The following is a 13912-nucleotide window of genomic DNA, read 5'->3' on the forward strand; positions in this document are numbered from 1 at the left end:
GCAACGATGAGCGTCGTGGTCAGTTACCTGCCGAGCCCGGAGGGGGAGGCGGCGATCAGCCGCGCCGCCGACGAGGCGCGCGACGGCGGTGGCCCGCTCATCGTCGTCCCGTCGCGTGGGCACAGGGACGAGCTCAACGCGGCATTGGAGCGGGTCAGGGCGGCGGGGGTGCAGGCGGAGGTGGCGGAGCCCGATGGCGACGACATCACCGACTTCCTGCTGGACCTGGTGCGCACCCGGTCGGCCCGACTGCTCGTGATCGGACTCCGCCGGCGCAGTGCGGTCGGTAAACTGATCCTGGGTTCGCATGCGCAGCGCATCCTGCTGGACGCCGACTGTCCTGTACTCGCGGTCAAGCCCTGAGCGGCGTACCGATCGGCCGGTGGACGAGGCACGGTCGGAGTCGTTTTATAATGGTAGCTAGAGGCTGTCGCCCACCTGGGCGGACAAGCTTCACGATCCCCAAACTTCGATGCCGCCCTGAGCGGTGTCTGTCGCGCGCTCTCATTGCGCCGATGCTGTTGTTCCGAAAGGTAGTTGGTGACCTCCCGTGGCCAAAGACAACCCTCCGTCCGCTCTGCCGCAGCACATCTCCCATCCCGCCCTGGAGACCTTGGTACGCACTGCGCGGACCCGTGGGGGCGTGAGCGGTGCGGAGCTCACGTCCGCCCTGCGTGACGCCGGACACGGCGCTCGTCGTACCCCGGTCGTCCTACGCGCTCTCGCCGACGCCGGCGTCGTGGTGACCCCCTCCGTCGAGCGCACCCCGGTGCTCGCGGCGACCACCACGAAGAAGGCCGCGGCCACCAAGAAGGTCGCCGCCAAGAAGGCGCCCGCCGCCGAGTCCGCTCAGGACGACGGAGTCACGGTGACGAAGGTGGCCCCCAAGACCACGAAGGCCGCCGCCACGAAGGCGGCCGCGGCGAAGACCGCGACCGCCAAGCGTGCGCGTGCGGCGAAGGCCGCCGACGCCGTGGCCGCGTCGACCGAGGCCGAGCCGGAGGAGACCACCGACGAGAGCAAGGCCAAGCAGGACGGTCAGGCCGCGAAGGAGGCCTCCGAGGCCGCTGGGGGCTTCGTCCTCAGCCAGAACGACGACGACGACGCCCCAGCCCAGCAGGTCGTCACCGCCGGTGCGACCGCCGACCCGGTCAAGGATTACCTGAAGCAGATCGGCAAGGTCGCACTGCTCAACGCCGAGCAGGAGGTCGACCTCGCCAAGCGCATCGAGGCCGGTCTGTTCGCCGAGGAGAAGCTGAACTCCGGCGACAAGATCGACATGAAGCTCAAGCGCGAGCTGTGGTGGATCTCCCAGGACGGCAAGAACGCCAAGAACCACCTGCTCGAGGCCAACCTGCGCCTAGTGGTGTCGCTGGCCAAGCGCTACACAGGTCGCGGCATGCTCTTCCTGGACCTGATCCAGGAAGGCAACCTCGGTCTGATCCGTGCGGTCGAGAAGTTCGACTACACGAAGGGGTACAAGTTCTCCACGTACGCCACCTGGTGGATCCGCCAGGCCATCACCCGCGCGATGGCCGACCAGGCCCGCACCATCCGTATCCCGGTGCACATGGTCGAGGTCATCAACAAGCTGGCCCGGGTGCAGCGTCAGATGCTGCAGGACCTGGGGCGTGAACCCACTCCGGAGGAGCTCGCCAAAGAGCTCGACATGACCCCGGAGAAGGTCGTCGAGGTGCAGAAGTACGGCCGCGAGCCGATCTCCCTGCACACCCCGCTCGGCGAGGACGGCGACTCCGAGTTCGGTGACCTCATCGAGGACTCCGAGGCCGTCGTCCCGGCGGACGCCGTGTCGTTCACCTTGCTGCAGGAGCAGCTGCACTCGGTGCTCGACACCCTGTCCGAGCGTGAGGCGGGCGTCGTCTCGATGCGCTTCGGCCTGACCGACGGTCAGCCCAAGACACTCGACGAGATCGGCAAGGTCTACGGCGTGACGCGCGAGCGCATCCGTCAGATCGAGTCCAAGACGATGAGCAAGCTGCGTCACCCGTCGCGCTCGCAGGTGCTGCGCGACTACCTGGACTGACCTACCTGCTCGACGATTCGCAGAAAGCCGCGCGCTCCTCGGAGCGCGCGGCTTTCGCGTTCCCTGGGCGCTCTCAGCCCTGCGAGTACGTCAGTCCCGGTCGCGGCGGACGAAGAGCGAGCGCACCGCACGCCGGCCGGAGCGGGGGAACAAGGTCGCGGCCACCCGGGTACGGAAGGATCTGCCCCTGCGGATCCGCATCAGCAGATCCTCGGCAGGCGCCGACAGGTCGTCGCTCGGACCCGGTCGTCCGCTGTAGCGGACCCGCTCCAGCACATCGACCGCGCGGTGCAGCGATTCCCGGCCCTCGCGGCCCACCACGAGGTGCAGGCGATAGTGCTCCTCCTGGGATCGTGGCGAGACCTGCGGTGCGGGGTCGATGCCGAGATCCTCCATGCGCGAGACCAGGTCGTCCCATTGCGCCTGCACCCGGGCTGCATCGTCGCCCGCACCGTGGCCGGCGTGCAGTCGGCGCCGGGACCACCGGGCGAGCAGCGGCACGATCGCCAACGCGGCGGCGATGAGCAGCAGGGCCACGAGCACCCACAGCAGCCAGATCAGCTGCGGATGTCCGGCGGTGGAGGTCGTGCCGACGCTGGTGCGGGGCGCGCTGCTCGCGGAGTCGCTGGGTCGCGAGGATCGCGCGCTCGGGACGGAACGTCGCGGTGCCGAGCTCTCCGGGCTGCCGACGGTCGGGCTCGCGTACGGCGGTGCGAGACCCGTGCGCACTCCGGGAGTGGGCTCGAAACGGGTCCACCCCATGCCGGCGAAGTACAACTCGGGCCAGGCGTGCGCGTCGGACTGGTGCACCTGATAGCTACCGGATGTCCCGACCGTGCCCGGGAGGAATCCAACGCCGAGGCGCGCGGGGACGCCGATGGAGCGCGCTGCCATCACCATGGCGGTGGCGAACTGCATGCAGTAGCCCTGACGGGTCACCAGGAAGTTGCTGATCGGATCCAGCGGCCGCCCCGAGGGGTCCTTGCGGGTCGCATCGAGGGTCAGCGAATAGGTGAATCCGCCGCTGTCGCGGAAGTAGTCCTGGATCGCGGTGACCTTCTGGAAGCGTGTCCCGCTGGGTGCTGCCTTCTTGACCAGTGCGTTGATGAGACTGGCCGAGGACGAATCCACCTTCAGGTCGGCGGTGAAGTTCGCCGGGTCCACGGTCTCGGAGGTGGGCCGCGCCGTCGCGGGCTGACTCAGATAGCGGACGCTGTAGTCCTCCTGCAACCGGGAGGTCGAGGGCTGTGTCGTGAGGGGGTCGTAACTCCACGACGTGCCGCCGAAGTCGGCGCTGCTCACCTGGGTGGGCGCGACCACGAAGGGCGGGGGCATCGAGTTCTGTGTGACGGTGATCGTGTACGGCGTCGCGTTCGTCGGTGCGGTGTTGGTGCCCCACCGCTGCAGGGGGCTGTCGTTGTCGCCGTGCAGCAGGTACGAAGGCCGGTCCGGGACCCAGTGGTCGCCCGCGTAGTTGTCCGCGATCAGGGCGCGCAGCGGTGGCGGGTTCAGGTCGGCGGTCCGGAAGGTCAGCACGGGGGACTGGTCGCGGTCGGTGAGGTTTCTCTGCAGGTCCAGATCGGAGGAGAAGCCGACGGTGGCACCGCTGCCGGCGCCTCGGGCCAGCCCCTTGGCCACGAACTTCTGCGAGGCGGCGGGGAGCGAGCCGGCGATCACCAGCGCCGCGATCAGGGCGCCGACCCCGGCGGTCCTCGTCAACGGGCCGAAGTCGTGCCCGCCCAGCAGAGCGGTCGGATTGCTGGGGCGCCCGGGGATCCGCGCGCGCAGTCCCGACCAGTCACGCGCGGACCGCTCGGAGGCCGCGTAGAGCATGGCCAGCCACGCGAGCCCCAGCGCGAACGAGTACTTCGGGTGGAGCGATCCGCCCGAGTTCGCGGCCGAGATCACGAACTCCACGAGCAACGGCACCCCGGCCAGGGCCGGCGATCGCCCGGTGACCGCCAGGAAGTCCACGGTGATCGCGATGATCGCGATGATCAGCTCGATGAAGAAGATGACACCGACCGAGGTCGGCGCCGGCGCGGCGTACGCGGTGACGGTGTGGTGGGCGTCGGCCCCGAGCGCCCGCAGCGCCGAGGGCAGGGAGGTGTCCAGATGATCGTGCAGGTGGGTGACGACCACGGTGAGGGTCACCCCGATGAGCTGACAGGACAGCGTGAGCATCGGGGGCAGGTCGAGGGCCCGCCCGGCCATCCCGAGCAGGGCCCCCAACAGGACCAGCCCGAACGTGCCGTCGATCCAGGCGCCCCCGACGAAGAGGGTGGTGATGGGCCAGGCCGCGACCATCGTCGCGAGGGCGGCCAGCAGGGTCTGTGCGGGACGGGCGCGGGTCATCGCATCCCCTCCCCGACAGGGGCGGTGCCCGCGACCGAGCGCCACGCCGTGGGGATCGTGGTGCGGGGACCCACCACCACGGTGCGCCAGCCGGATCCCTGGAACTCCCGTGCCACGGCCACCGCGTCGGCCCCCTCGGAGTCTGAATCGCGTTGATACGCATCGGTGTCGACGATGATGGCGATGCCGACCGCCCCGCGCCCGCAGGATGCTGCGACCTGTCGCAGACCCGCGGCCGGACGGTCGGTGAGGACGGCGACCATCGTGGTCCCTCCCGCGACGGTGCGCGCTGCCTGCGCGAGCACCTGGGCGTGCATCCCGTCGTCGCACTCGTCGGCCTCGGCGAGATCCCGCAGGATCTCCGCCGACGAGGACGCGGTCTCGTACCGCTCCTGGTCCAGCATCTCCGGTCCGAGCAGATGGGTCTGGTAGTTCAGGTCGTGCAGGAGCAGCCCGATCGACGCCGTCGCGCTGATGGTCCACTCGAAGGAGCTGTACGCCCCGTCGATCCGGTGGGCGCTCGCGCGCGCGTCGTACATGAGCAGTGCGTGCTTGTATGCCGGCCGGTCCTCGTGGCGCACCATTAGCTCGCCGCGGTGCGCGGTCGCCGCCCAGTGGATCCGGCGCAGTTCGTCGCCTTCGACGTAGGCGCGGATGCTGACGTCCTGCTCACCGTGCAGCGCGATGGAGTGACCTGAATCCCCTTCACCGCCACTGGCGTACGGCAGTCGGTGCCGCACCAGGGGGAAGGTCTGGGGCAGCACCAGCACCTTGTCGTCGGCCGGGATGACCGCGTCGGCCGAGCACATGCCGAACGGGTCGGGGTGCTCGATCGTCGTGGGCCCGAGGGTGTGCATCCCGCGGGCACGGCCGCGGACGGTGTACTCGACCACCGCGGTGCCCCGGGCCGGGATGCTCGGCAGCGTGTAGCGGGGCCGGTCGCCGAGGCTCGGGTCGATGCGGTCCTGTGCGGCGCCGAATCGGCTGGCCCGCCCCGACCGGTTGGTGAAGACGGCCCGTACGGGTGCCGGCTCGTCCGGCCGCAGGACGACGGGTGCGATGGTGCGGGTCAGCTGCAACTGCACCTCTCGCCTGGAGGCCAGCAGGACCGACAGCAGCGGCAGCAGCAGGAGGAAGAGTCCGACACGGATGATGTCGCCGTAACCGAGCGCCACCCCGGCGACCGTGAGCGCGACCCCGGCTGCCACGAGGGCATGCCCGCGCGCGGTGAGACGGGCGCGGGCGTACCGCCGCCCGGTGGCCGATGCGCGGGCCATGGTCAGCGGGCGTGGGCGGGGACGGGCACCCGTTCGAGCAACTGCGCCAGGGTGTCGGAGGCGGACCGGCCGCTCGCATCGCCGCCCATGATGACGCGGTGGGACAGGACCGGGATCCAGAGCCGTTGCACGTCCTCGGGCAGCACGTGGTCACGACCGTCGAGTGCGGCCTGCGCGCGGGCGGCGCGCAGCAGCTGCAATGCACTGCGCGGTGAGGCGCCGAGGCGGACGCCCGGCGCGGTTCGGGTCGCCGTCACCAGGTCGACGATGTACTGGCGCAGCGCGCCGCTGGCGTAGACCCCGGCGACCGCCTCGATGGCGCGCAGCACCAGGGCGGCGTCGGCCACCGGCCGCAGCGCGTCGAGCGGACGGTGCGCGGAGTGCAGATCGAGCATCCGCATCTCGGCCGCCGCCGTGGGGTATCCCATCGAGATGCGTGCCATGAACCGGTCCCGTTGCGCCTCGGGCAACGGGTAGGTGCCCTCCATCTCGATCGGGTTCTGGGTGGCCATCACCATGAACGGCCGCTGCAGGAGATAGGTCTGACCGTCGACGGTCACCTGGTTCTCCTCCATGCACTCCAACAGCGCGGACTGGGTCTTGGGGGAGGCACGGTTGATCTCGTCGCCCACCACGATCCCCGCGAAGACCGCGCCGCGGCGGAACTCGAACTGGTGGGAGTCCTGGTTGAAGATGCTCACGCCGGTCACGTCGCTCGGCAGCAGGTCGGGAGTGAACTGCAACCGCCGCATGGTGCAGTCGATCGACCGTGCCAGAGCCTTGGCCAGCATCGTCTTGCCGACGCCCGGGACGTCCTCGATCAGCAGATGTCCCTCGGCCAGGAGCACCACGACCGCGGTCGCGATGGCGTCGCTCTTGCCCTCGATCACACCGGCCACCGAGGCCTGGATGTCACCAGCCACCCGGCGTACGTCGTCCAGGCTGATCGCCGATCGCTGCGTCGCCGGCTGCGGGAGCGAATCGATCGGTGCGGAATGGTTCATGGATGAATCCTGCCTGATGGGCCCGTGCGATGTACCCCGGTGCCCGACCTCGGCTTGCGGCGGTCCGGCAGCCGCGGGGCGGCGCCACCGACGCTCCACTGCGCCCCACCCACTCTGACCAGCGCATTTTGGAGGAAATCACTATTTGGGAGGTGCTTCTAGCTTCGTTTGTGGGGGGATGTGGAGTAAAGTGGAGTACAGCGGAGAGTCGGGCCGGCCGAACCTCGTGCGAGCGATGATCGGGAGGTGTGGCGCGATGTTCCTCGGCACCCACCACCCCCGCCTCGACGAGAAGGGCCGGCTCATCCTTCCGGCCAAGTTCCGTGACCAGCTCGCGAGCGGACTGGTCATCACCCGCGGCCAGGACCGCTGCCTCTACGTCTTCGCGATGGCGGATTTCGAGCGGCTCGCCGAGCAGATGAACAACACGCCGGTCACGAACCGGGGAGTGCGCAACTTCCAGCGCGTCCTGCTGTCGGCCGCGTCCGATGAGATCCCGGACAAGCAGGGCCGGGTCACCGTGCCTGCGGTACTTCGCGAGTACGCCGGCCTCACCAAGGACTGCACGGTGATCGGCACCGGCAACCGCCTCGAGCTCTGGGACACCGCCGCGTGGACTCAGTTCCTGGAAGCCACCGAGGACGACTTCGCCTCCCAGGGCGAGGAGGTGATCCCCGGAGGGTTCTTCTGAGATCCGGCCTCCATCCGTTCGCCGGATGCACCGGTGCCACTTCCCCGGCATCGGAGCATCAGCCGCCCGTCGGCAACAGCGACGGCTGGGGACCAGGCATCAGAAAGCGACCCGCAGCCACGGTTCGACGCACCTCAGCACCACATTCCGTACCCGCCCGCCACACCGTTCCTGCCGTCACTGCCACACCAGAGGGGAGATCCGCCGCGATGAGCCACACCGACCAGAACGCCGCCGAGCGGCACACCCCGGTGATGCGCGAGCGCATCTTGGAACTGCTCGCTCCGGCCCTGGAGACACCCGGGGCCGTCTTCGTGGACGCCACCCTCGGAATGGGGGGACACACCGAGGCTGTCCTCGAACGTTTTTCCGGTGCCACGGCATACGGTGTGGACCGTGATACCGAGGCCCTGGCCCTCGCGGGGGAGCGGCTGCAGCGCTTCGGCGACCGATTCCGCCCTGTGCACGCCGTGTACGACGACGCCTTCACCGAGTTGGTCCGTCTCGGAGTACGCGAATCGCAGGCCGTGCTCTTCGATCTCGGGGTCTCCTCCCTGCAGCTCGATGAGACCCAGCGCGGTTTCTCCTATAGCCAGGACGCTCCGCTCGACATGCGGATGGATCAGGGCGACGGCCCGACCGCCGCGGACGTCCTCAACACCTACGACGCGTCGGCGCTCGAGCGGATCCTGCGCGAGTACGGCGAAGAACGCTTCGCCCGTCGGATCGCCCGCGCGGTCGTCCGCGAACGGGAGAAGGCGCCCTTCGACCGGTCCGGTCGGCTGGTCGAACTGCTGCGCGACGCCATCCCCGCAGCACAGCAGCGCACCGGCGGTCACCCGGGCAAGCGCACCTTCCAGGCGCTGCGCATCGAGGTCAACCGCGAGCTGGACTCCTGGGCGGGTGCGTTGCCCCAGGCGATCGAGCACCTGGCCGTCGGCGGCCGGATCGCGGTCCTCGCCTACCACTCCCTCGAGGACCGGATCGCCAAACAGGTCTTTGCGGAGGGCACCACGAGTTCCGCACCCGTGGGCCTGCCGGTCGAACTTCCCGAGCACGAGCCGTACCTGCGTCGCCTCACCCGGGGAGCCGAACGGCCCTCGGAGCAGGAGACCTCCGAGAACCCGCGCGCGGCCTCCGCCCGGTTGCGCGCCGTAGAACGTCGTCGATCCACGAAGGGGACCTCCCAATGAGCATGAGCCAGCAGGCCGCCGTTCCGCTGCGCGCCCCGCGAGCCCGGGTGCCGCACCCGACCCCCGGGTCGAAGACGCGGTCCGTGCCCGCGAGCGGCGCCACGTCGGTGCGGTTGCGGGTCGTCGCACCCGCCGATACTCGTGAAGGGCACAGCGCGGCGTTCATCGTCGCCTGCGTGGTCGTGCTCGCCATGGGCCTGGCCGCCCTGCTGGTGCTCAACACCCAGCGTGCCCAGCAGTCGTTCACCATCGACTCCCTCCAGGCGCGCTCCGCGACCTACACCGACACCCAGCAGAGCCTGCGTTCCCAGTTGCAGCTCTCCGAAGCACCCGCGACCCTGGCCTCCCGCGCGCATGCCATGGGACTGGGTCCCGCCTCCCGGGTCCGCTACGTGGGAGCCGATGGGAAGACGATCGGCGTGGCGAACGGGGCGTCCGGTAGCACCCCCTTTACCGTGGGTGCGCTGACCACCGGCGGCGCGGCGAAGGTCGCTGGCACTGCCGCCGCGGGTGCCTCGCTGGGCGCCGGCGTCGGCGCCCCCGCGCCGAAGAAGGCAGCAGTGAAGAAGGCAGCACCGAAGACCAGCAAGACCAGCAAGACCGCCACGACGAAGAGCAGCCCGGGCAAGAGCAGCACGACGGGTGCGAAGAGCAAGAACACCACGAAGAGCAAGAGCAAGAGCAAGACCGGTACGCACGCGACGACCACGAGGTGACCCGTTGAGCCAGACCCGTCCTCCGGGCTCCCAGGGATCACAGGGCCCGCGGGGGTCCCGCGGCGCCGGATCCGGGCGTCCGCGCACCGCCGGCACCACCCCGCGCGACCGCTCCGGCGGCCGCCCGGCGGACTCGTCGGCGGCCGGGCGGGATCCGAGACGGTCGCCCGAGAGGCCGTCCGCGAAGCGTGCCGGGTCCGGCGCGGCTCGGTCGGACAGGGCGACCGCCACCGGGTCGCGTCGGCCCGCCCCCGTTTCCTCCGCGCGTCCCTCCTCGACGGTGCGCCCGGCACGCGCCACGGGAAACGGACGAGGCCCGTCCGGTGGACGTGGCCACGGCGGACCGCCCCGTCGTCGTCCCGTCACGCTGCGGCTGGGTCATCCAGGTCGCCGCGCCCGGATGCTGATGGTCGCGATGCTGTTCATCTTCAGTCTCTTCACCGCCCAGATCGTCCGCCTGCAGGGTGTCGACGCTGCGGCCGTGTCGAGCGACGCCCTCAAGAGCCGGTTGCACCACCAGAACCTGCCCGCCTTGCGCGGCGAGATCGTGGACGACAAGGGCACCGCGCTCGCCACCAGCGTGCAGCGCTACAACGTCGTCGCCGACGCCACCCAGACCGCGCAGTACAGCACTGCGGTGCATGGGCGTACCACGGTGCTGGGCAACTCCGGAGTGGCGGCCGGGCTGGCCTCGGTGCTCGGCGGCAGCGCCAAGCAGTACTACGCGACGCTGCAGGCCGCGACCGCGCGCAAGTCCAAGTTCGTCTACGTGGTGAAGAACATCACCCCCGAGCAGTGGCAACGTGTCTCGGCCTTGCTGCTCGGCGGGATCTACAACGAGTCCACCCAGCAGCGGCAGTACCCGCAAGGCGCGAGCGCGTCGTCGATCGTCGGCTGGGTCGGCGCCGGCAGCAGTGCCGGCGACGGTGGCGTCGAGTTGATGAAGCAGACGTTGCTGAACGGCCGACCCGGCGTCCGCACCTACGAGGAGTCACCTGGCGGGACGGTCATCGCCACCGGGAGCACCTCCGACACGCCGGCGGTCAACGGCTCGGACGTGAAGCTCACGCTCGACTCCGACATCCAGTACTACGCGAGCAATGCCCTGGCGGCCCAGGTCGAGAAGACCAAGGCCGATGCGGGCGACCTCGTCGTGATGGACCGGCAGGGCAACGTGCTCGCCGCGTCGTCGTACCCGAGCTTCGACCCCACCAACCCGGGGGCGGCGTCACCGGGCAACCTGCAGCCGCGGGGGTTCGCCGAGACCTACGAACCAGGATCGACCAGCAAGATCATCACCATGGCGGCCGCGCTGTCCGCCGGTGTCGCCACGCCCACCTCCCAGGTGATCGTGCCGTCGGAGCTGCGCCGTGGGGGAGCCCTCTTCCACGACTCGGAGCCGCACGGGACCGAGAACCTCACGCTGGCCGGCGTCCTCGCGAAGTCCTCCAACATGGGCACGATGCTCACCGGGTCGAAGGTGTCCTCGGACTACCTCTACGGCTTCATGCGCAAGTTCGGTCTCGGCGCGCCCACCGGCGTGGGCTTCCCGGGCGAGACCGGGGGCATCGTCGCCCAGCCGTCGCAGTGGAGCGGATCGCAGAAGTACACCGTGATGTTCGGGCAGGGCCTTTCCACCACGTTGATGCAGCAGGCGTCGGTCTACCAGACGGTGGCCAACGACGGCGTGCGATTGCCGGTCAACCTGATCGCGGGCGTGTCCAACTCCTCCGGGGGCTGGACGAAGCCCGCCGACACCCGCAAACCGGTACGGGTCATCTCGACCGCCATCGCGAGCCAGTTGCGCACCATGCTGAGCGGCGTGGTGGGGCAGGACGGTACGGCGGTGAAGGCGAAGGTCGCGGGCTACAACGTGGCGGGCAAGACCGGCACCGCCGAGCTGTACGACTCCAAGCTCGGCCGGTACAACGGCTACACCGCCTCGTTCATCGGAATGGCGCCGGCAGAGAACCCGCAGTACATCGTCGCGGTCGCCCTGCAGAACCCCAAGACCACCATCTACGGCGGCGAGGCCGCCGCGCCGGTCTTCTCCCAGGTCGCCGGTTACGTGCTGCGCTCCCGCGGCGTCGCGCCGAGCCGCAAGCCGGTCTCGCTCTACCCGTTGCAGTTCGCCGCCGTCAGCACCGAGCACCGTCCGAAATGATCCCCCTGGCACTGAGTGAGATCGCCCGGATCGTGGGCGGATCTCTGGTGGGCGACGACGTGCTCGTCGACGGCCCGGTCGTGACCGACTCCCGCGAGGCGCAGGCCGGCAGCCTGTACGTCGCGCGGGTCGGTGAACACGCCGACGGTCACGAGTTCGCGGGCGGCGCCGCCCGCGCGGGTGCTGTGGCGACGCTCGGCAGCCGACCGGTCGAAGCGACCCCCACCGTGGTGGTCCCGGACGTGCAGGACGCGTTCGCGACCCTCGCCCGGGCCGTGGTCGACCAGGTGCCGGGCCTGAACATCGTCGGCATCACCGGCAGCTCGGGAAAGACGTCCACCAAGGATCTGCTCGGTCAGGTGCTCGCGCAGGACGGAGAGACCGTCGCGCCGCAGGGGTCCTACAACTCCGAGGTGGGGGTCCCGCTGACCCTGTGCCGGGTGACCGCCACGACTCGGCACCTGGTGGTGGAGATGGGGGCGTCGGGGGTCGGCCACATCACCTATCTGACCCGGATGGCGCCGCCCCGGATCGGCATCGTGTTGAACGTCGGGCACGCCCACGTCGGCGAGTTCGGATCCGTGGACGCCATCGCGCGTACTAAGTCCGAACTGGTCGCCGCCCTGCCGGCGGACGGTGTGGCGGTGCTGAACCTGGACGACCCACGGGTCGCCGCGATGGCGGCGAAGACCTCAGCCCGGGTGATCGGAGTGGGTCGCTCCGAGGCGGCGGACTACCGCGCCGTCGACGTGCACACCGATGCCACCGGTCGCGCGAGCTTCACCCTGGTGACCCGCGAAGGAAAGACCCCGGTGAGCCTGGCGGTGCACGGCGAACATCACGTCGGCAACGCGCTGGCGGTGCTGGCGGCCGCCGTGGAGTCCGGTGTGGAGCTGTCTCGGGCGGTGCAGACACTGGCGGGAGCTGCGGCACAGGCCCGTTGGCGGATGGAGGTGCACCAGCTCGAGCGGGGCATCACCCTGGTCAACGACGCCTACAACGCCAACCCGGAGTCGATGTCGGCGGCGCTGGCGGCGCTGGCCCAGATCGGCCGGGGCCGCCGTACCGTGGCCGTGCTCGGCGCGATGCGCGAACTTGGGGACGAGAGTGTTTCGGCCCATCGCGCGGTGGGTACCGATGCCGTGTCGCGGGGGATCGATGTCGTCGTGGCAGTGGGTCCCGACGCGGGTCCCGTCGCCGATGCTGTGCTGGACGGTGGCACCGAGGCGCGCCGCGTCGAGGACGCGGACGCGGCGTACGACCTGCTCGTGTCCATGCTCAACCCGGGGGACGTCGTGTTGTTCAAGTCGAGCCGCGACTCCGGCCTGCGTTACCTTGGCGACCGGATCACCGAACGGTTCGAAGCGGAGGGTATTACGTGAAGGTCGTCCTGATCGGGGCGTTGATAGCGCTGGCGGTGGGGCTGTTCGGGACCAGGATCTTCATCAAGTTCCTGGTGCGGCGCGGGTACGGGCAGTTCATCCGTGACGACGGTCCCACGAGCCACCACACCAAGCGCGGCACGCCGACCATGGGCGGCGCGATCATCATCGCCGGCAGCGTGAGCGGCTACTTCCTCGCTCACCTGCTCAGTTGGTCGCCGCCGACGGTGTCGGGGTGTCTGGTCATCTTCCTGCTCGTCGGCCTCGGCCTGGTCGGCTTCGCCGACGACTGGATGAAGATCTCCCACCAGCGCTCCCTCGGGCTGCGCTCGGTGCAGAAACTGGTGCTGCAGGTCCTGGTCTCCACGGTGTTCGCGATCCTCGCCACCCGGTTCGGCGACAAGGGCGGTCGTACACCGGGCAGCTTCCACATCTCGTTCGTGCGCGACACCTGGGTCAACCTCGCGTTCGGGGGCACCGCGCTGGCCGTGATCCTCTTCGTGCTGTGGGCGAACCTGATCGTGGCCGGCACCTCGAACGGCGTGAACCTCACCGACGGCCTGGACGGCCTGGCCACCGGCGTCAGCTGCATGGTGTTCGGCGCGTACGTCCTCATCAGCGTGTGGCAGTACAACCAGAACTGCGAATACCACTTCAGCACCAAGTGCTACCAGGTGCGCGACCCCCTCGACCTCGCGGTCGTGGCGGCCTGCGTGATGGCCTCCTGCTTCGGATTCCTCTGGTGGAACGCCACCCCGGCCAAGATCTTCATGGGCGACACCGGATCGCTCGGGCTGGGCGGCGCCCTCGCCGGGCTCGCGATCTGTTCGCGCACCGAGCTGCTCGTCGTCATCCTGGCCGGGCTCTTCGTCCTCGAGACGGTGTCGGTGATCCTGCAGGTCGGGTCGTTCAAGCTGCGCCGCAAACGGGTCTTCCGGATGGCGCCGCTGCATCACCACTTCGAGATGCTGGGCTGGGAGCAGGTCACGGTGGTGATCCGGTTCTGGATCATCGCGGGCCTGTGCGTCGCCGTCGCGCTGGGGCTGTTCTACGCCGAGTGGGTCGTCACCTGATGGGTGCCAGCCA

11 protein-coding genes are annotated in these 13912 nt (G+C 69.8%); 8 read left to right on the forward strand and 3 right to left on the reverse strand.

Annotated elements, in window-relative coordinates:
• Positions 1-6: 6 nt before the first annotated feature.
• Both J4030_RS08950 and J4030_RS08955 read left to right on the forward strand, forming a co-directional pair.
• The gene (locus J4030_RS08950) at positions 7-363 is read left to right on the forward strand and encodes a universal stress protein (RefSeq protein WP_208048877.1); all 357 of its coding nucleotides are present in this window, start codon (positions 7-9) and stop codon (positions 361-363) included.
• 187 nt (positions 364-550) lie between these two features.
• Positions 551-2044, forward strand: a complete 1494-nt coding sequence (locus J4030_RS08955; RefSeq protein ID WP_307864624.1) for an RNA polymerase sigma factor — start codon at positions 551-553, stop codon at positions 2042-2044.
• 90 nt (positions 2045-2134) lie between these two features.
• Here the strand turns inward: J4030_RS08955 and J4030_RS08960 are convergent, their stop codons facing one another.
• Genes J4030_RS08960 through J4030_RS08970 form a run of 3 tightly spaced genes read right to left on the reverse strand, consistent with a single transcriptional unit; the run spans position 2135 to position 6680 of the window.
• On the reverse strand, positions 2135-4399 hold the full coding sequence (locus J4030_RS08960; RefSeq protein ID WP_208048878.1) for a DUF3488 and transglutaminase-like domain-containing protein: 2265 nt from the start codon (positions 4397-4399) through the stop codon (positions 2135-2137).
• Positions 4396-5676: a DUF58 domain-containing protein gene (locus tag J4030_RS08965; protein ID WP_208048879.1), complete on the reverse strand. Its 1281-nt coding sequence runs from the start codon at positions 5674-5676 to the stop codon at positions 4396-4398. The genes J4030_RS08960 and J4030_RS08965 overlap by 4 nt, the downstream gene beginning before the upstream one ends.
• A 2-nt stretch (positions 5677-5678) precedes the next feature.
• Positions 5679-6680 carry a MoxR family ATPase gene (locus J4030_RS08970; protein WP_208048880.1) on the reverse strand — a complete coding sequence of 334 codons (1002 nt, stop codon included), beginning with the start codon at positions 6678-6680 and terminating at the stop codon, positions 5679-5681.
• 256 nt (positions 6681-6936) lie between these two features.
• Between J4030_RS08970 and mraZ the strand changes: the two genes are divergently transcribed.
• The 6 genes from mraZ to mraY all read left to right on the forward strand — a co-directional run bounded on the left by mraZ (position 6937) and on the right by mraY (position 13899).
• Positions 6937-7371, forward strand: coding sequence for a division/cell wall cluster transcriptional repressor MraZ (mraZ, locus tag J4030_RS08975; RefSeq protein ID WP_208048881.1), 435 nt, complete (start codon positions 6937-6939; stop codon positions 7369-7371).
• Positions 7372-7580: 209 nt separating this feature from the next.
• Positions 7581-8564, forward strand: coding sequence for a 16S rRNA (cytosine(1402)-N(4))-methyltransferase RsmH (gene rsmH / locus J4030_RS08980; RefSeq protein WP_208048882.1), 984 nt, complete (start codon positions 7581-7583; stop codon positions 8562-8564).
• On the forward strand, positions 8561-9280 hold the full coding sequence (locus J4030_RS08985) for a hypothetical protein (protein WP_208048883.1): 720 nt from the start codon (positions 8561-8563) through the stop codon (positions 9278-9280). The genes rsmH and J4030_RS08985 overlap by 4 nt, the downstream gene beginning before the upstream one ends.
• Before the next feature lie 400 nt (positions 9281-9680).
• Positions 9681-11444, forward strand: coding sequence for a penicillin-binding protein 2 (locus J4030_RS08990; protein ID WP_208048884.1), 1764 nt, complete (start codon positions 9681-9683; stop codon positions 11442-11444).
• A complete protein-coding gene (gene murF / locus J4030_RS08995) occupies positions 11441-12826 on the forward strand; it encodes a UDP-N-acetylmuramoyl-tripeptide--D-alanyl-D-alanine ligase (protein ID WP_208048885.1) in 1386 nt (461 codons plus the stop codon). Before J4030_RS08990 ends, murF begins: the two co-directional genes overlap by 4 nt.
• The gene (gene mraY, locus J4030_RS09000; protein WP_208048886.1) at positions 12823-13899 is read left to right on the forward strand and encodes a phospho-N-acetylmuramoyl-pentapeptide-transferase; all 1077 of its coding nucleotides are present in this window, start codon (positions 12823-12825) and stop codon (positions 13897-13899) included. Before murF ends, mraY begins: the two co-directional genes overlap by 4 nt.
• Positions 13900-13912 lie beyond the last annotated feature (13 nt).

The sequence above is a fragment of the Allobranchiibius sp. CTAmp26 genome (genome assembly GCF_017565405.1).
In the GTDB taxonomy this organism is placed as follows: domain Bacteria; phylum Actinomycetota; class Actinomycetes; order Actinomycetales; family Dermatophilaceae; genus Allobranchiibius.

Excerpts from the sequence above, each read along its gene's own strand:
- J4030_RS08950 (WP_208048877.1), top strand. The coding sequence starts at position 7 with ATGAGCGTCGTGGTCAGTTACCTGCCGAGCCCGGAGGGGGAGGCGGCG.
- J4030_RS08965 (WP_208048879.1), bottom strand. The coding sequence starts at position 5,676 with ATGGCCCGCGCATCGGCCACCGGGCGGCGGTACGCCCGCGCCCGTCTC.
- J4030_RS08960 (WP_208048878.1), bottom strand. The coding sequence starts at position 4,399 with ATGACCCGCGCCCGTCCCGCACAGACCCTGCTGGCCGCCCTCGCGACG.
- murF (WP_208048885.1), top strand. The coding sequence starts at position 11,441 with ATGATCCCCCTGGCACTGAGTGAGATCGCCCGGATCGTGGGCGGATCT.
- J4030_RS08985 (WP_208048883.1), top strand. The coding sequence starts at position 8,561 with ATGAGCATGAGCCAGCAGGCCGCCGTTCCGCTGCGCGCCCCGCGAGCC.
- J4030_RS08970 (WP_208048880.1), bottom strand. The coding sequence starts at position 6,680 with ATGAACCATTCCGCACCGATCGATTCGCTCCCGCAGCCGGCGACGCAG.
- J4030_RS08990 (WP_208048884.1), top strand. The coding sequence starts at position 9,681 with ATGCTGATGGTCGCGATGCTGTTCATCTTCAGTCTCTTCACCGCCCAG.
- mraZ (WP_208048881.1), top strand. The coding sequence starts at position 6,937 with ATGTTCCTCGGCACCCACCACCCCCGCCTCGACGAGAAGGGCCGGCTC.
- rsmH (WP_208048882.1), top strand. The coding sequence starts at position 7,581 with ATGAGCCACACCGACCAGAACGCCGCCGAGCGGCACACCCCGGTGATG.